Here is a 25,063-nt window from a genome sequence, read left to right on the forward strand (position 1 = left end):
TAGGAGAGGTGCGTCTACGATTCGCCAGGAGGCGGGTTGCAGCCGAAGATAGATGAAAATTCGAGCAATTATTTTTCCAAAATAAGGAAAATCCACGAAAAAGCTGATTTTTTACAAATTCCTGAACTTGCTCAGAGCTTCCCTAGTAGAGGACTTTATACCTGCAATTCAGGTAAGGATGAATTCTATCCTTCTACCCACAATCAGCTTGGCGAATCAGATCCAACAGGAAGCTTTAGCACATAGCGGGCAGGGGACTTTGCATACATCAAGACTTCGACAAGTTGAATATATCATGCCTTGTGATTGATCTGTTTACAAGTTCAGTCATCGGATGGTCATTTAGTAGAAAGCCGAATGACGAAGAGTGCTCTTAGAATAGCCCTGGCATGTTATCGACCACAGCCGGGGTATATATTCCATTTTGATCAGGGAATCGAATATGTAACCCATAAGTATTGTGAACTTGCAGAGTCCGCAGGTATGACACGGAGTATGAGACAGAAAGGTAATTCTCTTGGCAATTCTATCGCTAAATCCTTCTTCCGTAGTATGAAGACAGAGCTGGTTCATCAAAGAATGTTTGAAAATTAAATTGATGTGATCGCACATATCAATGAATACATCGATTCTATAACCGAGAACGGCTTCATTCGAGTCTTGGCTATCAATCGCCGTCAGAGTATGAAAATCTGGCGGCATAAAGTGTAAATGAAAGTGGTAGCAGCTCATCGAGCTTCGTTCAGCGGTATCTCGCTGAAATGGCTATGGAGTTTGTCGGTTAGCTCCGCAATTGTCATTCCCAAAAACCCTTGGTTACCTCTATTTGTTGCTCAGGGTCGGTTTTGCCACTGTGTAAGTAGCTTCTGGATAGTCCGTGATTAAACGTCTCGCATCCGATGGGTATTTGGACGCAACCACTGCAGCTGGAGCCTTTATCAGAGCAGATGGGGTCAAATATGCAGTTAAAGGCGTAATTACTGGCATCATCCATCCATTGACGCAAATAATGCCTGAATAATGTCATTAGGCCTCCGGCGGTATAGTTTTGAACTGAGGTCACATACAAGATCACGGATAAATCCATCGGGATCATGTATTCCATGACGCTTTTCTCGTCATAACCAGTATGGCGCTTAATGGTGCCCAATAGGCAGTGACTGATAGTGTGCAGCAAGTGATACGGGGCTGATTCCAAGGCGGGGCGCTGTGCGGTTTCTGCCTGTACCTCAGAAGGATCAAGGCTCAGTGCGGCGCAATTAAGTAGAAGATGGGCACGTGATTTAACTGGGTCATTGCGCGTCACTTCACCTGGATCCTGCCAGCCGACAGCCTTGACACACCAGTTAAGCAGCCGACAAGGATCTAACCGGATATGCAGAGCTTCGGTACGGGCAGGAAGGCCATAAATCATGCTTTTGCCTTTGAGTCGGTCAATCACCTGATCGTCATAACCCATCAGGACTGTCGGAACGACCTGGCCGGGTGGCTCATCGCCAGGTGAGGGTTTCTCGCGGGTATAGCCAATGCTGGCCATGACCACATTGACCTCCTTGTAATGGGAGATTTCTTCAATTCCATAACGGGTCTGGATAACCTGCATATCCTGACTCAGTCGGTCTTGTCGGATCGGGTCAGTGACCCGGCTTATCATTTCAGGTAGCGTCTGGCGTTCACGATTGAAGTCGTAGGGCATCAGCGCTGCTTCCAATGAGCGCCGGTGGGCTGCTAGGTTCTGGAGCAGAGTGTCGTTATCGAGTACATCCCGTACTGAAGCAAAACGTCCTGATGCCAGTGTCAATTGATCCTCAAGATCTTTGATTGCTTTATCCAGGGTTTGTGTAGTGTCTTTCAAGGCCTCTTCACTCAGGATACCGGCCATTTTCTCCACCACCTCATTACGCTGCTCGCGCTTTTTGGTGAGTTCGGCTGAAAGTTCATCAATCGCATCTCGGTCAGGGCCATGTCCTGCCAGCGTGTCTTGGATATGGCGTGCCAATTCTTCGGGAGTGGACATTCCGACTAGGCAGCTCGCGACAGCCTCGGCGATATCCCGAGAGATATCTGTCAGTGGGTTACCAGGAGGGCCGATCAGGCTGCTGATTCGGGAGACCTGCTTGCCCGTTTCCTGTTTCAGGCACAAATACTGGATATTGTGCGCATAGAATTTCTCGGGGTTGTCCACTGGTGTGCCGCGCTTACTGTGACCCTGATGCTCCGGGTAATCACGTCGGCAATCATTGCAGGGCAGCTGAAGCGCACTATCGAGAGAATTGCCGGTATCAATGTCAACAAACCGGCTCTGCGCGAAGGTACCACCACGATCCTGATACCCCAGGTTCGTGATGCCCCTGGCAGAAAACGGAATCCCAATGGGTTCCATACGCCCACAGCGATGGACGGAAATGTAACGTACCTGTTTCATATTACCGCTACAGCGACGGCAAGGTACCGCTGACCGACCGTGGAGTTCACGTACGCGATTCGCTGCTCGTTGAACACGGTCTTCATTGCGATGACGCCCTGTATGGTAATCCAGTACACCACAGTTGTTGCATTGCAACATCATAGGAAAGGGTTCGACATAGACAGAATCGGGTGAAGCGATTTCCAGTAACTGCTCAGGATTTTCCAAGGCGGTGAGCAGGGTTTGATCCACCTGAGCATTATTCAGTTGCGCCCATTCCTGGACCACCTTCTTGGCCACATCAATGAGCTGTTCTGGGTCGATCTGGCGTGCTTCCTCTTCATTGCTCATCACGCCAAGAATGCGGGCAAAGGATCGATTCCGAAGACGATAGATATTCCCTGGAAGAAGACCTTCAAAGTACAGACGACTTTTTGCAAACTGATCATCAATCATGTCGGTTCCTATTCGTTGCGTGCCAGGGCTTCAAGAAGGCGACCGCCTTCCTCAGTCCAGGGCTTAACATTAATCTGGCTTTCGATGTCGCGAAGACTAAACATGGGACGGTTACCCATCAGCCTCTCAATCACTTCGGGGATATATAAGTCAGAGAGGGTATTTGGCATCCCTTCAAGCCGGTTCAAAGCAAGGTCAACTGTGCGTTCTAATTGGGTCTGGAAATCATTCACTACTCGTTGATCAAATGAGCCTTCGTGAATCAACACCTCAGGCACCGAGAGGGCGTTCATAATCTGGCTTTTTAGTGCCTGGCGCACGGCCAAGGTAGAGTCATTCAATGCCTCTTTAAGCTTCCCGCCACTTTTCCTAATGGATTCACCCCAAGGCTGGCTAGCAGCCCAATTATTCAGGCAGGCTGCAATGATGCCAGGTAGGGTACGTTCAAGAAGATTGGGAGCAAATCGATTCACCGGTACTGATTCAACCATGCGATCCATAAACAAGTGATAATCCTGGAAGTTCAGGAACACGTTGCTTTGGAATAGGTTCTTTGAATTCATGACCGACAGTACAATACCGGGCTGTTCTCGGCCGGCGCGCGCCGATGACTGCATATACTCGGCAATAGATTTGGGCCATCCACCCACTACCATGAAATTCAAGCGACTCATGTCAACACCATGAGATACAACGCTGGTTGCGATCAACTGGCGTGTTGGGTCGTCCGACGATTTGCTTTCAATCAAGCTAATTGCATCTTGGATTTCATCCAAAGACGTTTTTCCATCGAGCTGCCGCCAGCGCCAATCTGGGTGTCGCGATGACTGTTCTTCCTCCATATGGCGATTAACATTACTGGTGCCGCGAATACTGTTGATGTAAATCAGGCAAGCATTCATGTAGCGATCTAAGTGATCCGCTATATCACCGGACTGTGCTGGAGTGAAGCCTAGTGAATATGCTGTATCGTTAGGCGAGTCCTGCAAGGCCTTGCGATAATAATCCACCATCTCCAGATAGCGCATACTGACAATGGCTGAGGTTCGCTCCATTACAGTGCCGGTGCCTAACGGGTAAATACCCGCATATAAACGCCTTACCAAAGGCTTGCCATTTTCTTTGTGAATCCGCGAATAAAATGATTCACCTTGTTCGACACCTGGAACCGGAAACCGTCGGGCTTTTCGTTGATACAAGTGATGGATATGATGCTCATAGCCTTTAATAGTCGCCGTGGCGGAAAGCACCTTTGGCCGCCTGCCGTCATTTGCTTCCTGAAGAGATGACATAAGGGTTTCATAATGAGCATCGAAATTACCGGTGTTTTCGGCAAGTAAGTGAAGCTCATCTTGTATTACAAACGAGATGCCTGGATAGGTCATAGGGCTCAGGGGAATGGTTCTGGGCTCCTGACCACGGGTGCTGTTGCGACACTGCTCTGACGTGTAATTGCCATCATCGCCTTGAATAATAGCCCGATGAACACAGCGGCCTTCAAAGGAGAAGCCGTGCTGAGGGCAATAGTAGCGACCACCCCCAAAGAAATACCGATAGCGCGTGTTATGGGCGATAGTCGCGAGTTTATCAATGGTGCCAACCATCACTGAAGGGATATAGCGGTAGACTTCTTCATCTGAAACGATTATGCCTAGTTCCCCATGAATGCCTTCGCCATGCTCGCCAGGGCTGGCCTCTGTGTTTGACCAGCATTGGGCATTACGGCATACATGCTTAATCCTCCCATTGGATAAATCCGAGACCACATCCACACTGTTTTCTTGATCGCAGTAGGGGCAGTCTTTGATAAAACGCCACTGTTTTAACTGATTGGCGGTTAGCGTCGGTAAAAATGTCTTGGTATCAGAATCGTAACTGCTGGTGATATTGCGGGGTGTGCCTTCACCAGTAAAGTAGCCAATCGTGAAAGGGTGTCCGGGCAACTTATCGGATTCACGCTCGCGAATACGATTAGCTTGCGCCACCACATACGACAGACGTTGGAATTGCTGAACAGATAACATACGCAAGGGGAATTTCATCCAGGCTGTGGTACCGTAGGTGCGCCCTTTCATGCGCTCATACAATAAGCCCATCACGATAATCCCCAAATAGGCTTCGGTTTTACCACCACCGGTGGAGAACCAGAGTACTTCCGCTGTATCCAAGTGATCGGTCAGTTCGCTGCGATCGCAGCACCGCTCATAAATAGAGCGGATCTGAGTCAAAATAAAACCGAGCTGAAATAATCTCCAGGTATTCACAAACGGTTTGTTTTGTTGGATAAAAGCATTGCGCATGGCTTCATTCATCCAGATAAAGCATTGCAGTAGATGAGGGTGTTTTTCCAATAGATCGATGCCATCTTCCATGTTGTCGCATTCTTGTAGTAGCGAGTTCCGTTCAATAGTGGATACTTCAGCCTCACGAACTTTTCCTTCATTGAGTAAACCGTCTATCTTTTGCTGCCAATCGTTAGCATAATCATTAACGGCGCTTATCAACTCTCTTAAAATAGGCACAGGTTCTTTCGAAAGATTTTCGAAAGAGGGGCTGTCTTTCATGCCCAAATCTTCAGGCTCAGGGTTATCGATTTTCTCCAATTCACTAATTGGCATTGCATCCGTTGCAAAGTGATCCTTGCCGATTTGATTGACACTCGTGGTAACTCCGTAACCTGGTACTGTGCTGCGATCATGGAGGCGATAATCCGCAGGCTCCAATCGATGGGGTAGACCATGAGATTTACCGGAATCCAGCTGGACATCAAACTGGACATCCAGAAAATGGGCGTTTTTCATAACTCCGAACATTCTGGCGTCATCAAGCAGGGTATTGTTTTCAAGGAAAATTTCGACTAGGTATTGATTGCCAGTTTCACTAAGCGATGGAGGGGCTATTCTTGCTCTCGTCCTGATCGAAGGTCGGTAAGGGAGTACTTCATTTTCCCCATCAAATAACTCCCTGATTACCGTCGCGTTCAGACTATCTTGGTCAATGATGCGATCTTCATCCCACGGGAAATACATCTCTGGCTGTCCGTTTTCACGGGTTTTTGAGCGTTTAAAAATATCCGGCTCATTTAACAAGTCAGCCTCAAGTGCCGACATCGCCCGAGATAGGGAGTTATCATCATCCGGCTTGCACCATTGGTTTACTCTGGAAGGTAGCGGGATATCAATAACCAGGTCAGAAAACTGTACTGTAAAACGACGAAAGCTGATGGGAAGTGTTTGGGTGTCCCGAATGCTGTTATCTTCCTCCCGGATTATTTGCCCCATCATATGCTTAAAAGTAGGAATACTGCGGTGAAAAATATCAAAATTCCCATTGAGCACAAGCCGTAAGTGGCCATCGCCACCCGGTGTTGCAAGTAATACCACTCCCATAGAGTTAGGTGCCTGAAAACCGGTAAAATCCGGATTAGGCATTTGGCCAATTGAGCCCATTAAGGATTCATCAGCAGGATGCTTGTCTTCGTATCGTTTACCGGGCCAATCAATAATTGGTGCTGCTTTATCGACAAGTCGTAACCGTAATTCCTTTAACAGGGCTCGGTTTAACTCAGTCTTATCATTAAATTCCCATGTCATGCGTTTCACCCTGAATTGGTCGGTAGATGCCTACCGGCATGATGAATAACAATCTGTTGTTCAGCTTCATCCCAATGAAAATGCAGTCTAAAGCAATGCTCGGGGCTGCCGCTATTGCCGATTTCCAAATGTTTGCCAATATCAACAGAGATTCCGTTGTACTCTCGTTTATAAGTGGAAAATCGCCCTTTAGTTGTTGGGGCTGTATCGCTTTTAAAATCAATCTGAAAAGGCCTGCCAGCCTCAATGGCCTCGGTTAACTTAATCTTCTTATCCTTGGCGTATACTTCGTAATAATGGCTGGCTAGTATCGATAGACATTTAGCGACTTTGTTACAGTCCTGAAAGACCGACTCTTCAGCGGAGCGTAGGGCTGAACTGGTGGCAACCAGTTTTCCCTGACTTTTATCTACACCTTCCTCAAGTACCTTGCGAAGACTTAGAGGCTCATCATGCGTCACTTCTCCATGGCGGCGTAAAGAGACGACTTCTTCGATAGCAACCAAGTCAGCTAGCAACTCAGTATCGAGAATACCAGAGATAGATCCAGTTACAGTCGTGCCGGTTTTATTCGCAATTGCCAATTGCCTGACTTGTTTGCCCATTTGGCTGCGCAGACCATGCATTTTAGATTGAGCTTGAAGGACGGCATTAATGTCACCACTGGTAGGATTATGCTTACCCAGCTTTGCCATAATTGGTACGATTTTCTTTTTGTTTTGCGGATTAATAACTAGGTGGCGTGACCAGCGCTTTACCGATTCCATGCCAATCTGAACTCCTTCAATTTGTAATTGGCGATGTAATTGTTCAACCGAACCTGTCTCATGTACTGCATGATCGACATAGCTAAACCAACGACCAACCTGAGCTTGGTTAACCTGATGTTGTGTACTGTTTTCAGTCGCATAATCAACTAATATCTCAACCAGTGTACTGGATTCACAGGTCTCATCATTGATTAGGACAATCTCGTCGCCCAGCGATAAATCGCTCGCCAAGACACGCTCAAGCCCCGTTTTTTCATCGTCAGACAGACGATCAATGCCTTCCCATAAGCTAAATCGACGCAGCTCACCAGAAGACAATTCAATCGTAACCTCGCCAGGCGACGGAGGACCATGTTCAGCACGTTCAACAATCGCCTCCTCAAATTCCTCAAGAAGAGCATCCATCCAGTTGGCCCATTCTGGAATATTGAGTTCAATGGTACGCTTTGTCTTATATTGGCCTGAGCATAAGCCCCAAACATCGAATTCGGGCATGGATTTGCTGTGCAGTATTGGGACAAAGGGTGCAGCTTTCATCTGCCACCAGGCTAATTTACCTTCCTCCGTTGCTGCATAGGCACTCAACCAGGCCTGTGTGGTATGGGTAAACCAATTAATCTCAAAGGGATAGGCGAGCCAATGGGTAGATCGTGACAGAGATAAAGACCAGTGCTCACTATCCCATAAATGGCCAACTACCATAGCTTCATCAAAGACTTGGTGGGCATGCTTGTAGCACTGTCTAGCGCTTCCTGCACCAAGGACAGTTAATAGGCCTTTGTCCATTTCCGTCGCGTAATCGCGCACCAGCCAGTCGCGCAAAAAAAACGCCTCACGTTCTGAGCCGACAATAATGACCCGGCTGTCTCTAATACCGCCAACCGATTGAAGCCAATGTTGGATTGCCTGGGATTTACCGGTTTCTCCTTCCATTACCATATTTATCAACTCATCGAGCTGGTTTACCAACGCCTCTATTAATGATTGGGTTTGGCCAATACCAAATCTCAGATACCGTAATTGATCGAGCCATTCTGACAAGGGCTTTACGGGGTATAGTCCGCCGCACCTTTTGCGATCGAGCAGTCTTTCATAAAACGGCAGAGGCATGGCAAGATTACGCAGAGAGCAAAGTATTTTATTGAGAGCCGTCAGGGCTTTTTTGCCTGAAGCCCCTTCATTTTTAAGTAGTCCCTTTAGATCGTGATAATCGCTCATTAGTTGTACAAGGCGATCCGCAAAACGCTTGTCAGGTAGCTCTGCTATAGTAATGTGCTGAGTAATAGGATGGCCTGCCCCGTGGGGAGTCTCATCCCGTGTGTGTTGCTGCCAAACCACACCTACTGGCTGCTCATTTTGCAGCCATCTATTCATGCTAGTGTCGGCGGTATTTGTTAGGATGAGTTTGGGGCATCTTGGAAAGTAACCCGTGAGATGATCTATTAAGTCCTGTGGATTGTCGCGATAACCATAGGGTGTCAGATCAACCACAATCAGAAAGGGCTTGACCTCCAAGCTCAAAGTGTCAACAAAACGGGTTAGGTGGGTATTTTGCTGGCAAATTAAAGTTCTTGCCATACGATCTGCATGTTGCAGTGGTTCACGCAACTGTCCGCTTCGCTGATCCATTGCTACATGTTGGGCAGATAGCTCTCGCTTTAGTTTGAGCCGCTGGTATTGCGGCATTGCCCGTGTCCATACCAACATATCTGGTGTCCCAGACATTCTCAATCCATTAATCCAAGATGCTTTAATGAGGCCTGCCAGTGCCTGCGCCCTGATACCATGCATGAATTCAATCACGCCGGTTAGCTGATCAGGCATGCTGGAAGGTAAGGTGAGAATAACAGACTCACCATTTTTCAAACGATACACGCTGGAGGCAAGGCCTTGCTGTGTGGACGCTGGAAGATTAGATGTGGCTAATAAGGCGCCGCCCGGAATAGCTTCGCCCAACTCCTTGGCATAGCTACTCCAATCAGCCATGCCTTAGCCTTAGTTTAATTGCATGAGCCATGGCGGAGTTAATGGAGTATTGAGAGTCTCCACCCCTCGTATTACGCCCTCGAACCAGTAGATTCAAATCAGAAAGCCATTGCACTAAATGGCTCACTTTTGGTTTTTCTCCCTCATAGTCAATATCATCACTGATCACTTCGATTACGTCAGCTTCTACTGATTCATCACCATAGTTATCATATATTCCTTCTAGAAGCGTAAGGGCATAATCAATTTCGGTCACCCCGCTCATCTCAAGAAATTTATTCGCATTTTTCTCGGTCATAGCTGTTAGTGGGGTAAACTTCTTGACGAACTGGCTTAGTTCTTTCCATTTAGGATGATCTTTGCTTACTTGTGCAAGAATATTCAAGGAAAAATACCAAGCACCGGTCATTTCGATCACAGCTTTCTGGTCATCCGATGAGTCATTAATGCCCAGTCTATCCAATAGCCCTTTAACCGCATCTGACGACCATGGGGCTAATTTAATAAAGGGCTGAAGTGCTTCTCGCTCGCGGGTAAAATCAGTATTGCTAACCCATTGCCAATAGGCTCCCGGCCCCATCACAATCACGACCCTGACCGGGTAACCCTCCGACGGGATTTCTTCAACGCAGCTGTGGGCCGTGTCAATAATACCGAGTATCCGATCTAGAGTGATGTTCGATGATAGCTCTAGGAAAATCATCTGTGGCGATTTGAGCAGTTTTTTCTGGATATGTGTTTCAACAATCTTTTTGCGAATATCCTGATAGTCGGTATTATTATTCACTCTTAAGGTAAGGTATTCATATGTTCTGGCTTTTTTACCGCTGCCAAATTTATGTTCTTCCGAGTACAGTAAGGGCAGGGTGTCTTGTAGGGCCTTAATGCCTAAGGCCTCAGACCCAGAGATAATACTGACAGTAACCTGCTTATCTTTATCCTCTTGGAGTGGAGCCTGGGGTGATTGATAATTGGCACGGCCCAGTATGGCTTTTTCGTCACGACAGGTAATAGGTGAGGGGACTTTACTACGCTCAGGGTCAAAGGCGTGTCGATCTAGTGGGTCATGCGTGTTGTAGTTGTCGATTGCTTCTTCAAGTTTGACCGCAACATCATCGCCATGCCCATCAGTGAGTAACTTCAGCACATTGGTATTACGTAGGGCGTATTGACCATCTCCGAGCTGCTTCAGCACCCCTAAGCCAGCAAGTTCAACAAGAAACGCCTCAAATTGCTTGTCCGATAAATTGGCAAAGGCTTTCGGCAGCCAGCATTCTGCAATCTCCTTCGCGTAAGCCGGCCCAAAGGGTTGGGATCCTCGACCATCGTCAATGATGCTATAGATGATAACCAGATAGCGCTGATCTAGATTGAGGGTCATATCAAATCGCTTACGGATCAGCGACATTACCTCTTTGGTTTTGCCAACATTAGTGATTTCTTCATCATTAATAATCACACTGCCCACATCCGCTCTGCGATTAGCTGACAGGTAGTTGATCAATTGGTGACAAAAGATTTGAATTAAGCCAGGATGGCGGTTAGTGATAGCCAGTATGCGATTAGCTACATGTGCATTAGCGAATCGATAGCCGGCCGCTCGCAGTGGCTCAATCACCAGGTGGAGCGCTTCCTGTGTTGGCATGATTGAAACCTGAATGGAACCGCCCAATTGTGTTAAGGGATAGTTCGGCGAATTCTCAAAACGGGTAACGTTTTCAAGACCACCAATGATCACTTTAAATCGGCCCACCGCTTCAGGATGCGCTACCAGGTCACGTAGGCCGCGGAAGATATTAAAGTCATGAGCGCTGTCGACTCCCAGTATGGGATCGATTTCATCAAAGATCGCGATAAACTGGGCATCTTTATGGGTGAAGATGGCATCCTTAACGGCGCTGATCATGGAGTCAATGGATTTACCATCAGCTGCCTTATTAATCATTCCTTCGCGGTCAAGCCATTGATATAAGTAGTTCCATATCACTCCCTGCGCGTGATCCCATGCCTCTTTACTGACGTCCATTCGTCCGTATAGGTTTTTGTCCAGCATCTCGTACTTGGCATAGGTTTTACCCGCAGGGCGATGAAAACGAGACTGCACCTCTTGAAGAATGGTGGTTTTGCCTAGCTGGCGACCACCAAATACTATCGCTGATCCATTATCCATGCGCAGTAGGCTTTCTATTTGTAGCTCACGACCAAAGCGCATTTCCGGCAGCGGCGGTTTTGATGCGTCGGTGCCTTCGTAGGGGTTGAAATAGGTATAGGGTGCTGTCAGCCACAGGAAGTTTCGTATCTCCATATTCTCAGCGCCCTCGCTGGACTGTGAAAACAGGAAGAGAAGACTCACCAAATCAAGATGAAGGATGGTTTTTTGCTGTTGCTTACAATACGCCGCAAAGTCGTTACGCTGCTGACTACTCATTGGCACAGCTGAGATTAGCAGCACTACGTTTCCATGAATGTGATTGGAAACCAGAATCTCCTGTAACTGTTCAGTGGTCCATGGCTGATAAGCGACAACTACGGGGAGATCTTTTTCTTCAACACTACTGCCAAAAAGTGTAAAAGGACGAAGTGAAGGAGAGGGACCAACCCGAACCATTAAACTGGAAAAACCAGTGCTGCGACGATAGTCAAGCTGGTCGCGCATATTGCCGTTGTAATTTGTCCGTGTGGGTTTTATGCCAATCGAAGCAAGGATAATAATAATCTTGTCGTAAAATTCCTTTTTGATATTGGTCAGCGGTTTTTTCGCTATCCGCCATTCATCCTGGATGTCTATACATTTTTTCAGCGAGTTATTACGATTACAGTTAGAGAAATCGAGGCCAAATTTCTCTTCTCCTTCTTGTACGGCGTGCCACACAGAGTTCGGTTTATCGCAATTACTTATGCCCATGAAAATTGCTTTTTCTTTGGAAACAAACTCATCGAGCATGCCTACGTCTTTAAAGACCAAAGGCTTGATGCGGCGCTTTTCCTCAACAGCCAACTCTAACTCATCAAGCATTTCTTGTGCGACAGGCAAGTTGTCATTGTCGATTGCAGCCTGCATATCACTGACCCATTGATCAGTAACAGGGTCTTCTGTTACTACTGTGCGAAGTCTCGATAACATATCCTCAAAGCGCGAATTTAGCGCTTCTTTAGTGCTGGCCGTTAGCGCTCTTAAAATACTATCAATTTGGTTGATAGAAGATGTAATCTCAGCAGGATCATCCAGTGGTTCGAGTTGTTCAATAGCATCATTTAAATGACTGATATTGTCGTTATAGGCTTCTGATTTAGAGGCATCGATCAGGCCTGCCAGCAAAGCCGTTTCTACCTGCCCTTCAAGCTTTGAACAACGAATTGCAAGCTGGCGTTTGTATTCGAAAAAGTGTGGTGATAAATCTTCAATTTTAGCATTCGGCGTCTTATCTTTAATGGCCTGCCCAACGACGTACGCTAGTCGAAGATGGTGACTCTTAAGCGCCTCACTATAAATGTCATTTAAATCCAGATCCTGCCCCAATTGAGATAGCATCCACTCAATTTCATGGCGCGGCTCTGTCTTAATGTCATTCATGACCATTAGCATACGAGGGTGGTAATACCAGGCTTTTGCACGAGGATACGACCAGGCAGCCTTCGGCTTTGCAATCGCTGTTTTAATGGTTTGTAGCTGTGAAAGAACTAGTGTTGCACCAGCACGACTGGATAAATTTCCGTTCTCTTTTTCAGCAATGGTACTGAAACGATCAATTGCTTGGTCTAGGCGGGTAGGGAAGCGCTTAGAATACTCTTCTGCGTGACTTCCCTGCTTAAACTGCACGGCTGCCAGCCAATCCTTGCCGATTTCAATTAGTTCTGAAACCTTATGGTGAAAGCGTTGCCGGCCAACACGACTAATTCCCTCGCCCTCCTGATAGTTCACTTCAGAGAGGCTTTCATTTAGCAGGCCTGTGCTTTCTTCAATGTCATCATATTTGGTGACAAAAAATTCTACTCTTGGAATTCCATCACGGTCGCCTTTTCGGATGATGTTGATAACTTCACCGAAGATGCCCTGCTCAATACATTGGGTTTGTGCTTTAAGGATTGGGGCATAGCCGCGTCGTTGGCTTTTTATACGCTGCTCCCATGAGTCGATAGCGTCTGTATTAAATACAGGGCGGTCGCTAGCATGTTTTCCCGAATTTCTCAGGTCAGCCAAGGTCACTGGCTCACTGCGATTAGCCAGCTCAATGGTTTCCTTGATAAGCGAACGAGTATGTTGATCAAATAATGATTGAGGGATATCGCGAAGTAGGGTGGTAGCCGTACTAGCATTGCCCCCAAAAATAACTGGCTGCAAAGAGGCAGCAAAAATCAAATAAGGAACTATCTCGCCGTTGTGCTGACTTGCCCAGCTATCCAGCTGGCTCGTATTAATTTGGTTCAATACCCTCCTTGCCTTATTGAAACGGTGGCGATCATCCCAAGTATTGATGCCGTAATAAGCGGCCCGAAATAAAATGAACGGCAGGAAATCAGTACTGAGGTTGGCATCCTCCAGTCGAAGGCTGAGTTCGCATGCCAACTCTAGCTTACCTTCTAGTACTAATTGAGAGAGCACTTCATTGGCGGTATAAGATGAGATAAAGATATTATCATCCAGTTCCCGTTTGGCACCCAGTGCCAGCTCACTCCAGCTTGAATAATCCACGGTAGGTTCATGGTCATCAACAACTTCAGTCTTCGGTTCGTGTGCTGGCGCCGATTCAATCTTTGGGCTAAGTTCTTCGAGGAAAGTTTCAATGATATCTATAGGGTTCTCTTCTGCCCGTGCTAACTCATCATCTGTGCTCGTATTGGCTTGTTCTTCACGATCCCCATCGACAGGGTCATGCTCGTAGCTCGTGAATCCGTTGTCCGTCAAACTATCAGCTTCGGGGTCGGGCTCGTGATTATTGTCAGGCACCAGTTCGGTTTCGGGTTCATGCTCTGCCAGAAGAGATTCATCTTTTGCACTAGTGCCATCAGCATCCTTGTTAAAACTGAAATTAGGGAAGGCAATATTCTCAAGTCCATCCTCGCCTACTTCAGAAAAGTTAAAGCCAGGATGTTTTTCTGTAATCCAGTCATGGAAAGCAAGTAAGGCCGACATCACGGAATCATTGCTAAAGTCATCTCTTATTTCAGGATCAGACAATTCAGTTTCAGCATATAATAAATCTGCTTCAGCACCCTCAGGTAAAAAGTGAAGAGTAGCTGCATCACAAAAAACATACATCTGGTCAATTAGAGAACTCTGCTGTAGATTAAGTCGTGATAGTTCGCGTTCTTTCCGCCGGTTGGAGCTACTCTCATTCTCCAGGGTGTCGATTTCTCCCTTAACTTCGTTAATCTTCAAGTCTAGAGTCTTTATTTTCTCTCTAATCGCGGGGGCTTTGTAGTGGCAGGTTTTTGCTTTACCTATTAGCCGTTCTGGAGCAAGATCTTGAATCGCGGTCGATTGAAAGTGGTCTAGCCAGGCTTCATTAAAAAGAATCCAAGCTGAGTTGTTGTCTTCTTCGTTAAAAACAGGAATTTCGGCCAGTTGGGCTAGTCGATATAGATACCCGGTCCACAGGACGAATAACTGAACTGCACTAATGCTCGGTTTGTAGTTGGCCATTTGGGAAAGATGAGACTGGCATTCAGTAATCAACTCGCCCAATACTGCTTCATTAGTAGGATCATCTTTTAAACGGGTAGCCAGCTCAAGGATGGTGCTTGCTTGCACCGAGGGATCAAAGCGAGGTAGGTCTTCTTCAGTAAACAAGGTGTAATTGTAATCAAACGCTGCCATGTGACTGAAGTAATTAAATATTGCGGGCTGTTTCCTCACTGCTTCATTAAAGACATCAGATCCAAGTATGGTAGCTCCACAAAAGAATACTTCAGCTAGTCGTTGCCTATTTTCTCCGGATAGCTCCTCCCAAAGTGGTAATTCGCTGGTCGCTCTGTGAACAACCATGGATGCATAAACAATATACTCATCACAGTACAGTGGGCTAGCCTTGTAAAACTCCAGTAGTTTTTCAGGCACTTCATGTAATAATTCAGGGGTGATGTCGCCATCTCGAAAGATATTCGGGGCATAATCATAGAAAACTTGAAGCTCTAGACCTGGTATCGTTCCCTTGCCATACGTAATCTGCTCTTCTTTGCACAATCTATCGATAAAATGATCACAAGCAATGCAGTATATTCCTCGCCGTATTCGTTGATCTGCATAAAGATCAATTAGATCACACTTTTGATTGGTGATGTAGGCTGCTGGCTTTAAGCCTTTACTTTTTAGGTGATTGACTGCCGCTTTACCATTGCGACGGCTTTGCATATTTATTCTTTGGCGTAATATACCGTCTACAGGCTTGTTTGTTGTGGGCGAGATGTATATGTGATCGGGCAGTCCAATGGTGCGACTGGTAAAAATGAAGTGTCTCTTAGTGTGATTTCCGTCCACAAATACTCCTTAATACTTTTATGACCCTGTCATTAACTAACCCCATTAATTGGCAGCTTTGCCTAAATTGTCAATGTGCATAAAAGAATTGGTTATTAAAGTCTAACATGCCACTCTCTTATTCTTATGTAAAGTGTGGCTTTTAGTTGTTATGTTGTCTTAGATCTCAAATGATTAGGCTCTGAAAAATATGATTCGAGTGTTAAGTATCCACTTACATTTCCCGAAACCAACCGACAGGCGAGTAATGTGTCTGATATTTGCTTAAAGGCCCTACATACTAGGTTTCTTGGTCTCCAGAAATATTCATTTCAGAGTATCAATAGAGCGTATAGATTTAGAAGCTTTGAAAACTATCTGTTGAGAGTGGTCAGCCCACTGTGGGCGGGGGGTGGTATCATCAATAGGGTTCGATAAATGCCATCCCCTAGTAATACTGGTAGAGCTGGAAGTTGCTGAGTGGCCACTTTAATAAGACCACAAACGTGCTCCATAGGTGCTCAATTTTTAGAACTAGCAGAGGCAACAGAACGAAATATTCACTAAAAAACTATATAAAAATCAGTGAATTGCGTTGTTTTTGATTGTTTTTTAAAGACCTTGGGAATGGTGCCCAGGAGAGGACTTGAACCTCCACGACCGTAAGGTCACTAGCACCTGAAGCTAGCGCGTCTACCAATTCCGCCACCTGGGCTATTCAACGTGTGTCGTTGAGGACGCGAACTATAGAGTTCCGGCGGGGGGGTGTCAACGGCTCCCTGCGCTTTTTTCTACACTTTCTGTTAAGGTCGGGAAACGCTGTAAAATCGCTTATACTGCGTGCAATTGCAACGAAAATTAGTGAACTATTCCTTACTTTTCTACCGCCTGCTTTTGGCCGGATGATCCCCGGATGTAGCCATGGCTGCCGCCTTTCAACAACGGATGCTGTTTTGACTCACAGAAATACCCCAGACCCCTTCAGTACTGACCCCCATGCCCAGCGCGAGGCGGAGAAATACGAAAAACCGGTACCCAGCCGTGAGTTCCTGCTGCAGCTGCTGGAGCAGCAGGCCGGCCCTGTGTCCTGGGAGGATGTGGCGGAACTGCTGGGGTTGCAGGATGAGGATCGCCGCGAGGGGGTGCGCCGGCGCCTGATTGCGATGTCCCGCGATGGGCAAATTGCCAGCAATCGCGCCGGAGACTTCGGTGTGCTGGACAAAATGAGCCTGATTCGCGGGCGCGTTATCGGTCATCGCGATGGCTTTGGTTTCGTCATCCCCGGTGATGGCGGTCCGGATCTGTTTCTGTCCCATCGCCAGATGCGAAAGGTATTCGATGGTGATGAGGTGCTGGTGCGGGAAACGCCGGGCGGCTTTCGCGGCAAGCGCGAGGGCGCGGTGTTGCGGGTGATCAAGCATAACACCGAGCAGTTGGCCGGGCGCCTGTACCTGGAGAAGGGTATCTGTTTTGTGCGCCCGGACAACCCGCGCATCAATCTCGACATCATGGTGGCTGCGGAAGACACCGCGGGTGCCGGGCACGGCCAGTATGTGGTGGTGGGGATTGTCACCCAGCCCGGGCGCGACCGGGTGCCCCAGGGGAAAGTGGTTGAGGTGCTCGGTGACCACCTGGCACCGGGTATGGAAATTGAGGTTGCCATCCGCAACTACGGTGTTCCCCACAGCTGGTCCGACGCGCTGCAGGCCGAGGCGGCAGCGATCTCTGAAGAGGTCCTTGAAGAAGACAAGCGCGCACGGGTCGACCTGCGCCAGCTCCCCCTGGTGACCATCGACGGTGAGGATGCGCGGGATTTCGATGATGCGGTGTTCTGCGAGCTGTTGCCGAACGGGAACTGGAAGCTGCTGGTGGCTATTGCGGATGTCTCCCACTATGTGCGCCCGGGCAGTGCCCTGGATGAAGAGGCACACAAGCGTGGCAATTCGGTCTATTTCCCCGATTTTGTTGTCCCCATGCTGCCGGAAAAACTGTCCAACGGGCTCTGTTCGCTCAACCCCGAAGTGGACCGGTTGTGTATGGTGTGCGAGATGCAGATTGATCGTGCCGGTGACATTCTCGACTACCGCTTTTTTGAGGGTGTGATGCGCAGCCACGCGCGCCTCACCTATACCCAGGTGGGCCAGCTACTGGCCGCGCGCGACGACAAGCGCAACAACGGCCTGCGCAAACAGTTTGCGGCGCTGGCGCCGCACCTGGACAGGCTGCACGACCTGTACCTGGCGTTGCGGAGCGCCCGCGATCGTCGCGGTGCCATCGACTTTGAGACCACCGAGACCCGTATCGTTTTTGATAGCCAGCGCAAGATTGAGCGCATCGTGCCCGTTGTGCGCAACGATGCCCACAAGCTGATCGAGGAGTGCATGCTGGCGGCGAATGTCTGTGCTGCCAGCCTGATGGCGCTGTCGGAGTTGCCGGCGCTCTACCGTGTACACGATGTACCGAAAGAGGAAAAGCTCAGTAACCTGCGCGAGTACCTGGGTGAGCTGGGCCTGCGTCTGCCCGGTGGCACTGAGCCCCAGCCCAAGGATTTCCAGGCACTGCTGGAGCAGGTCGAGGGGCGTGCCGACGCCCATATCATTCAAATGATGCTGTTGCGCTCCATGAACCAGGCGGTTTACCAGCCGGAAAACCGCGGGCACTTCGGCCTGGATTACCGTGCCTATGCGCACTTCACCTCCCCGATCCGCCGCTACCCGGATTTGCTCCTGCACCGCGCCTTGCGCTGGCTGATCCACAATGGCAGTGCCAACAAGCGCGCTGTGGCGCAAAAGGTCCACGCGGAACCGGGCGCAGGTCTCATCGATCGCGGGGATATCCTGCCCTACGATATGCCGGCCATGGTGCAGTTGGGTGAGCAGTGTTCCATGACGGAGCGCCGCGCCGATGATGCCACTCGGGATGTGGTCGGCTGGCTCAAATGCGAGTATTTGCAGGACCATGTAGGCGATGTCTATTCGGGGGTGATCAGCGCGGTGACAGGCTTTGGCCTGTTTGTCGAGCTGGATGATTTATATGTGGAAGGGCTGATTCACGTTACGGCGCTGCCCAAGGATTACTACCGTTTCGAGCAGGCACATCAGCGCCTGATCGGCGAGCGCAGCGGCAAGCGTTACCATTTGGGCGATTCTGTCACGGTGCAGGTGGCGCGGGTCAACCTGGAAGAGCGCAAGGTCGATTTTATCCTGCAGGAGTTGGTATCGCGCACCCGCAAAAACAGGGCCAAGGGCGGGAGCCGCGAGACCGGAGCCACCAAAGTCAGTACGCGTGCGATGGAAATGGCGGTGGGTCACCAAGTGGATCGCGAGCGCCGCGGCAAACAGAAGAAGGATGCGCAGCGTACAACCGGGGGCGGTCCCTGGGGTGGATCTGCGGCAGTGCCCCCTTTCCGCAAGCGCAAAGTTGGCGCCAGCGAGGCGGTGCCGGTAGAGGCCTCTGAGGAACAGGAACAGTCCACCCGCAAAAAGGCGGTAAGCGAAGGGGCTGCAAAAAAGTCAGAGGAAGATGCCGCACCGAAGCGTCGCGGCGCCAGGCGCACACCGCCGCGCAAGGGCGGAAAGCGTCCCGCTGTGGCTGCGCGCAAAGCGACGCAGAAGACGGGAAAAGGCAAGGCAAGTACCGTTAAAGCAAAAAAGAAGAAGGCTTCTTCCAACAGCAAAAAGAAAAAATGACCGGGGGATAGATTGAAACAGGAAGTGGTATACGGCCTGCATGCGGTACAGGCACTGCTGAAAGGCACCCCGCAAAATGTGCAGGCGCTGATGTTACTGCGGGGGCGCAATGACCAGCGCCTGCAGAAGATTATCCAGCAGGCCGAAAAAAATGCGATTGCCCTGCAGTTTGTCGATCGCCGTACGCTGGATGAAAAAAGCGGAGACAATGCCAATCACCAGGGCGTTATTGCGCTCTGTGCCGGGGAAACCCGGGTCCATGATGAAAAGTACCTGCAGGAAATACTGGAGCAACTCGCTCAGAAGGGCGAGGCGCCTTTCCTGCTGGTATTGGATGGGGTGACCGACCCGCACAACCTGGGAGCCTGCTTGCGTTCAGCAGAGGCTGCCGGTGTCCACGCGGTGATTGCCCCCAAGGATAAATCCGCCGGCCTGACCCCTACCGCCAGGAAAGTGGCCTGTGGTGCGGCGGAGGTACTGCCATTGATCACCGTGACCAACCTTGCCCGCACCTTGCGCCAGTTACAACAGGCGGGCGTATGGATCTTTGGTGCCGCGGGGGAGGCCGCACAAGGTCTCTACCAGAGCCAGCTCACGGGGCCGCTGGCTCTGGTACTGGGGGCCGAGGGCGGCGGTTTGCGCAGGCTCACCCGCGAGCACTGTGACCACCTGGTGAAAATCCCCATGGCGGGGGAAGTCAGCAGTTTGAATGTGTCGGTCGCCGCCGGTGTCTGCCTGTTTGAAGCGGTGCGCCAGCGCAGTACCCACGCCCCCGGAAATCCTTAAAAACCCCCACAGACTGCGGAATAGCGCCCTTTGAATGACTGGTGCAAGTTGTGTGATTGCCTGTATACAAAGGGAGTAAAGGTGCCGGCCTTGGCGCCGCCCCGTGCAGGCTGGGCCGCTGTGGCGCGCCAGTTTGCAGCGGCTGTCAATTAAGTGCCTGTTTCTGCTCAGCTTGAAACGGATTGCCGGGCCAGCCATTGGTCTACGGCGGCAACCACCGGGCGCGGGTTTTTGATCCAGCTCAGGTGTGGATTGCCGCTGGGATAGGTGGCCGCCATCTCCCGGGTCTCGCCACCGACAATGGCGGCCAGCTTACGTGCGGCCTGCACGGGGGCGAAAGTATCGCCGGCCAGGGCAATATGCAGGGTGGGTTGCGCCGTTTGCCGGCGCGCACCAAAGCACTTTTCCGGAGCGAAACGGCCAGTGTAGATAGCCCTGGCCCAATCCTTCATTAACCCGCGCGCCTCGCGCCAGCCAAAGCCCATGTGTGTACCGGGAAAGTAGCCCAGCAGGCTGGCGGTGAGGCTGGCGATCGGGGCAAAGGCGAGCAGGGCGTAGCGCTGGGGGCCGCGCCAACAGCGGTGGTGGATATGGCCCGAAGCAATGCTCACAACCCGGGCGTCGCCGGTGAGGCCGGCCCTGGCTGCCAGGGTTCCGGTCTGCCCGCCGATACTGTGGCCGAGAATCAGCGCCGGTCCTTTTGTGTATTGTTGCTCCAAAAGCTGCAGCAATTGCGGAATAAACGCAAACACCAGCGCGTTATAGCCGTAGTCTGCGCCACGGTGCGGGCGCGGGCGGCTTTCGCCGGTGCCGGGCAGTTCGGTGATGGCGGTGCTGTAGCCCAGGCATTGCAGCTCCTTCTGCAGAAGCCGGTAGCGATTGGCGGGAACGCCCATGGCGGGGATAACCAGGGCCAGGGGGCTTTCTGCACCGTTGCGGGTGATGGTCACGGGGACCCGAAAGGGGCCAAAGGCCAGCGCGTGGATTTCCTGGGGCATGGTACTTCTCGCTTCAATCTGCGGGCACTATAGGCCAGTGTCCGCCTCCGGCCCATGACCAGACGGCACACCCTGCTGGCCCAATCCGCCAAGACACATGCCCGTGGATGCTGGCCGTAACACAAATCGGCGAACTTGCAAGCGGGGTCGCGAGTGCCTAGAATACGCCGCCCGCGGTGGGCCCGATCTCCCTGAGCCCATCGTACTCCTTGCCTTAACCGGAATTCCGGAAGGCTGTTTAACCCGTAAGGAGCAAAAATGCGTCATTACGAAATTGTATTCCTGGTTCACCCGGACCAGAGTGAACAGGTGCCTAGTATGGTGGAGCGCTATACCTCTACCATCAACGAGACTGGCGGACAGGTCCACCGCATGGAAGACTGGGGCCGCCGCCGTCTGGCATACCCGATCAATAAGATCCACAAGGCCCACTACATTCTCATGAATGTTGAGTGCACCGAAGAGGCTCTACAGGAACTGACCACCAACTTCCGCTACAACGATGCGGTCATTCGCAATCTGGTCATGCGGGAAGACGGGGCGATCACAGAAGAGAGCCCGATCATGAAGGCGGAAAAAGAGAGCCGTGAGCGCAAGGCGGCACGCACCGAGCGCACCGAGCGCCGCGAACGCCGCGAGCGCACCGAGGAAGACAAAGCTTCCTCCGACGCTGCGGAAGAAACCGCTTCCGATAACGCTGAAAGCGAAGAGTAAGGGGATTATCAGATGGCACGTTTTTTCCGTCGTCGCAAGTTCTGCCGTTTCACCGCTGAAGGTGTCAAGCGTATCGACTACAAAGACCTCGATACCCTGAAAGCCTATGTGTCCGAGACCGGCAAGATTGTTCCGAGCCGTATCACCGGTACCAAAGCCAAGTATCAGCGCCAGCTGGCCACCGCGGTCAAGCGCGCACGCTACCTGGCCCTGCTGCCGTACACGGACAGTCACGAAGCCTGAGCCGCAGTTTGTTTAGGCTCATTAATAGAGAAGCTATCTGAAAATGCGCGCCGTAGCTGAATTTATTATGCGCGGGCGCGTGCGGGCAGTCATTCTCACCATGCTGGGAATACCGCTTGTCAGCCCGGCGATTCTCGCTCTGGTGAGTTTGCGCCGCGGCAGCAGTGACGGCCTGATGGTATTGGCCTGGGCGCTGCTGCCGATTGTTGTCGCTGGTATGAGCGGCCATGTGCCACTTTTGGTGGCGGGCATATCCGCAGGCTATTTTGTCGCGGTGCTCTGCGGTGCTGTGGCGCTGCGCAGCCGCAGCTCATGGATTGCCGCCCTGTTGACCGTAATTGCCGTCTCGGCGGTGAGCATAGGGCTCACTTCCTACTTCAGCGGCGGTCTCCTGCAGGGCTTTCTGCAGGCAGTGGAGCGGGCTGCGGAACAGCCGAACAGCGTTCCCATGGAGGAGCTCAGGCAGGTGTTTTCAGGTGAGTTGCAGATCACCGGGTATCTCAGCCTGATATTGGCCATGAGTGCCACACTGGCCCTGATACTGGGGCGCTACTGGCAGGCGCTGCTGTACAATCCCGGCGGTTTCCGCCAGGAGTTTCATCAGCTGCGTCTGCCGCTGTGGCTGGCAGCGGCGAGCATGCTGCTGTGGGTGTTGGGCCTGGTCACGCCGGGCTACGCCTTCTGGGGAGCGGTGGTCGCCTTCCCCATGGTGGTGGCGGGTATCGCCCTGATTCACTGGCTGGTCGCCAGTCGCGGTTGGGGTATTGGCCCTCTGGTGGCGATGTATGTGATGCTGGTGATTGGTGGGCTGCCCCTGGCCGGATTCCTGTGCGGTCTGGCCCTGGTAGATAGCTGGATAGATATTCGCGGGCGCTTTGCCAAGTAGCGCACCGCACAATAGAGAAATTGAGGAAACCGAGATGGAAGTTATTCTGCTCGATAAAGTAGGCAAACTGGGTAACGTGGGAGATCGCGTTGACGTTAAAGCCGGTTTTGGCCGCAACTTCCTGCTGCCGACGGGTAAGGCAATTGCGGCTACCTTCGCCAATATTGCCGAGTTCGAAGCCAAGCGCGCTGAACTGGAAAGCGCCGCCGAAGGCAAGCTGGCAGAAGCCGAGAGCCGCGCCACCAAGCTGGCCGATCTGGTTGTCACCATCGCCGCCAACGCCGGCGACGAAGGCAAGTTGTTCGGTTCTATCGGTACCCGCGACATCGCCGAAGCGATCACCGCCGGTGGCGTTGCGGTCGCCAAGGCGGAAGTGCGGCTGCCACAGGGTACCCTGCGCGAAGTGGGCGAGTACGCGGTGGACGTACAGCTGCACTCCGATGTGACGGCTGTCGTAAAAGTTGTGATCGAAGCCGAATAGGTTTTTTCGGCCGGCGGTTGGTGTCTGGGATACCAGCCGCGCTACAATCGGGCGCTGCACCCTTTGCCGGGTCAGCGCCCGTTTTGTTTCTGCTATCCAATAGGTTTCAATGAACGACGAATACGCCCCGCCGGAACAGGAGGTGCACAGCGATGCGCATTCGCCACTGCCCCATTCGGTAGAGGCCGAACAGTCTGTGCTGGGTGGCCTGATGCTGGACCCGGGCCGCATCGATGCCGTTGCCGAGCAACTGGGGGAGGAGGATTTCTTCACCGCCAGTCATCGCAGGATCTTCGCGGTGATGCGCGAGCTGACCGAAGGCGGGCAGCCCCTGGATATCGTCACCCTCGCCGAGGCGCTCACCAGTCGCGACCTGCTCGGCGATGTGGGCGGCCCCGCCTACCTGGCGGAACTGGCCGAGAACACCCCCTCCTCGGCAAATATCGTCGCCTACGCCAGGATCGTGCGCGAGCGCGCCATGTTGCGCCAGCTGATCGCCGCCGCCGGTGAAATCAGCCGCACCAGCTTCAATCCCGGTGGGCTGGCCTCTGCCGATCTGCTGCAGATGGCGGAGCGCCGCGTGGCAGAGATCGCCGAGGGGCGCGCCAAAGAGGGCGGTTTCGTCGCTGTGGACGCGCTGCTGAAAAAGACGGTGGAGCGCATTGATGAGCTGTTCAAGACCGAGGGGGATATCACCGGCCTGAGCACCGGCCTTACCGAGCTGGACCAGCGCACTTCCGGCTGGCAGCCCGGCGAACTGATTGTCCTCGCCGCGCGCCCGTCCATGGGCAAAACCGCGCTGGCACTGAATTTTATTGAAAGCGCCATGCTCAGCCAGGAGCGCCCGTCACTGGTCTTCAGTATGGAGATGCCTTCGGACAGCCTGGTGATGCGGATGCTGTCGTCCATCGGCCGTATCGACCAGGGCAGGATCAGGAACGGCAAGCTGCAGGAGGAGGACTGGCCCAAGCTCTCCAGCGCTGTGCAGAAGATGAAAGGCAGGGCCCTGTATATCGACGATACCCCGGCGCTCAGTCCCAGTGAGGTGCGTGCGCGCACCAAGCGCACGGTGCGCGATCACATCAATAAGCTGATGCTCGCGCATCCCGAGCTGAGCCGCGAGGAGGCCGAGGCCAGGAGCCTGCCGGCGGTGGTTATGGTGGACTACCTGCAGCTGATGCAGGTGCAGGGGGCCAGCGAGGGGCGCACCCAGGAGATCTCCGAAATCTCCCGCTCCCTGAAGGCCCTGGCGAAGGAATACGACTGCCCGGTGATCGCCCTGTCGCAGCTCAACCGCGGCGTGGAGCAGCGTCCCAACAAGCGCCCCATGAATTCGGACCTGCGCGAATCCGGGGCCATTGAGCAGGATGCGGACGTGATCCTGTTTATCTACCGGGATGAATACTACAACGAGGACAGCCCGGACAAGGGTATGGCGGAGTTGATTATCGGCAAGCAGAGAAATGGGGAGACCGGCACCTGCCGGGCGGCTTTTGTCGGCAAGTTCACCCGCTTCGATAACCTGGCACCGGAATACTACCAGGGCGAGTAAGCCCGCCCCGGCAGTTTCCCGCCAGCCGGGCCCGAGGGAGTCATA

13 protein-coding genes and 1 tRNA gene are annotated in these 25,063 nt (G+C 51.5%); 8 read left to right on the top strand and 6 right to left on the bottom strand.

Annotated features, from left to right (window positions below; genetic code table 11):
* Positions 1 to 36 precede the first annotated feature (36 nt).
* Entirely contained in the window at positions 37 to 246 is a 210-nt protein-coding gene (locus tag ACL7TT_RS08075; RefSeq protein ID WP_413394548.1) for a hypothetical protein, read from the top strand.
* 550 nt (positions 247 to 796) lie between these two features.
* Here the strand turns inward: ACL7TT_RS08075 and ACL7TT_RS08080 are convergent.
* From ACL7TT_RS08080 to ACL7TT_RS08100, 5 genes are all read right to left on the bottom strand, one after another.
* The gene (locus ACL7TT_RS08080; protein ID WP_413394549.1) at positions 797 to 2,863 is read right to left on the bottom strand and encodes a hypothetical protein; all 2,067 of its coding nucleotides are present in this window, start codon (positions 2,861 to 2,863) and stop codon (positions 797 to 799) included.
* 8 nt (positions 2,864 to 2,871) lie between these two features.
* A complete protein-coding gene (locus tag ACL7TT_RS08085; protein ID WP_413394551.1) occupies positions 2,872 to 6,456 on the bottom strand; it encodes a helicase C-terminal domain-containing protein in 3,585 nt (1,194 codons plus the stop codon).
* 5 nt (positions 6,457 to 6,461) lie between these two features.
* Positions 6,462 to 9,212: a DISARM anti-phage system protein DrmE domain-containing protein gene (locus ACL7TT_RS08090; protein ID WP_413394553.1), complete on the bottom strand. Its 2,751-nt coding sequence runs from the start codon at positions 9,210 to 9,212 to the stop codon at positions 6,462 to 6,464.
* Positions 9,205 to 15,564, bottom strand: coding sequence for a hypothetical protein (locus tag ACL7TT_RS08095; RefSeq protein WP_413394555.1), 6,360 nt, complete (start codon positions 15,562 to 15,564; stop codon positions 9,205 to 9,207). The genes ACL7TT_RS08090 and ACL7TT_RS08095 overlap by 8 nt, the downstream gene beginning before the upstream one ends.
* Positions 15,565 to 16,297: 733 nt before the next feature.
* Positions 16,298 to 16,384 (bottom strand) — tRNA-Leu (locus ACL7TT_RS08100).
* 238 nt (positions 16,385 to 16,622) lie between these two features.
* On the opposite strand from ACL7TT_RS08100, the gene rnr reads away from it, so the two are divergent.
* A complete protein-coding gene (gene rnr, locus ACL7TT_RS08105; RefSeq protein WP_413394557.1) occupies positions 16,623 to 19,358 on the top strand; it encodes a ribonuclease R in 2,736 nt (911 codons plus the stop codon).
* Between the two features lie 12 nt (positions 19,359 to 19,370).
* Positions 19,371 to 20,144, top strand: coding sequence for a 23S rRNA (guanosine(2251)-2'-O)-methyltransferase RlmB (gene rlmB, locus ACL7TT_RS08110; RefSeq protein ID WP_413394559.1), 774 nt, complete (start codon positions 19,371 to 19,373; stop codon positions 20,142 to 20,144).
* Between the two features lie 167 nt (positions 20,145 to 20,311).
* On the opposite strand, the gene ACL7TT_RS08115 is transcribed toward rlmB, so the two are convergent.
* Positions 20,312 to 21,142, bottom strand: a complete 831-nt coding sequence (locus ACL7TT_RS08115; RefSeq protein WP_413394561.1) for an alpha/beta fold hydrolase — start codon at positions 21,140 to 21,142, stop codon at positions 20,312 to 20,314.
* A gap of 258 nt (positions 21,143 to 21,400) precedes the next feature.
* Here ACL7TT_RS08115 and rpsF point away from each other — a divergent pair, with 258 nt between their 5' ends.
* From rpsF to dnaB, 5 genes are all read left to right on the top strand, one after another.
* Positions 21,401 to 21,856 (top strand): 30S ribosomal protein S6, encoded by a 456-nt coding sequence (gene rpsF, locus ACL7TT_RS08120; protein ID WP_299940958.1) that lies wholly within the window; start codon positions 21,401 to 21,403, stop codon positions 21,854 to 21,856.
* A 12-nt stretch (positions 21,857 to 21,868) separates the two neighbouring features.
* Positions 21,869 to 22,099, top strand: a complete 231-nt coding sequence (gene rpsR, locus ACL7TT_RS08125) for a 30S ribosomal protein S18 (RefSeq protein WP_067084304.1) — start codon at positions 21,869 to 21,871, stop codon at positions 22,097 to 22,099.
* A gap of 43 nt (positions 22,100 to 22,142) precedes the next feature.
* Positions 22,143 to 22,985 (top strand): hypothetical protein, encoded by an 843-nt coding sequence (locus tag ACL7TT_RS08130; RefSeq protein WP_299940969.1) that lies wholly within the window; start codon positions 22,143 to 22,145, stop codon positions 22,983 to 22,985.
* A 34-nt stretch (positions 22,986 to 23,019) separates the two neighbouring features.
* On the top strand, positions 23,020 to 23,466 hold the full coding sequence (rplI, locus tag ACL7TT_RS08135; protein ID WP_413394563.1) for a 50S ribosomal protein L9: 447 nt from the start codon (positions 23,020 to 23,022) through the stop codon (positions 23,464 to 23,466).
* 109 nt (positions 23,467 to 23,575) lie between these two features.
* Positions 23,576 to 25,018 (top strand): replicative DNA helicase, encoded by a 1,443-nt coding sequence (gene dnaB, locus ACL7TT_RS08140; protein ID WP_299940974.1) that lies wholly within the window; start codon positions 23,576 to 23,578, stop codon positions 25,016 to 25,018.
* Positions 25,019 to 25,063: the final 45 nt, after the last annotated feature.

It is taken from the genome of Microbulbifer jejuensis, from assembly GCF_047289955.1.
Lineage (GTDB): Bacteria > Pseudomonadota > Gammaproteobacteria > Pseudomonadales > Cellvibrionaceae > Microbulbifer.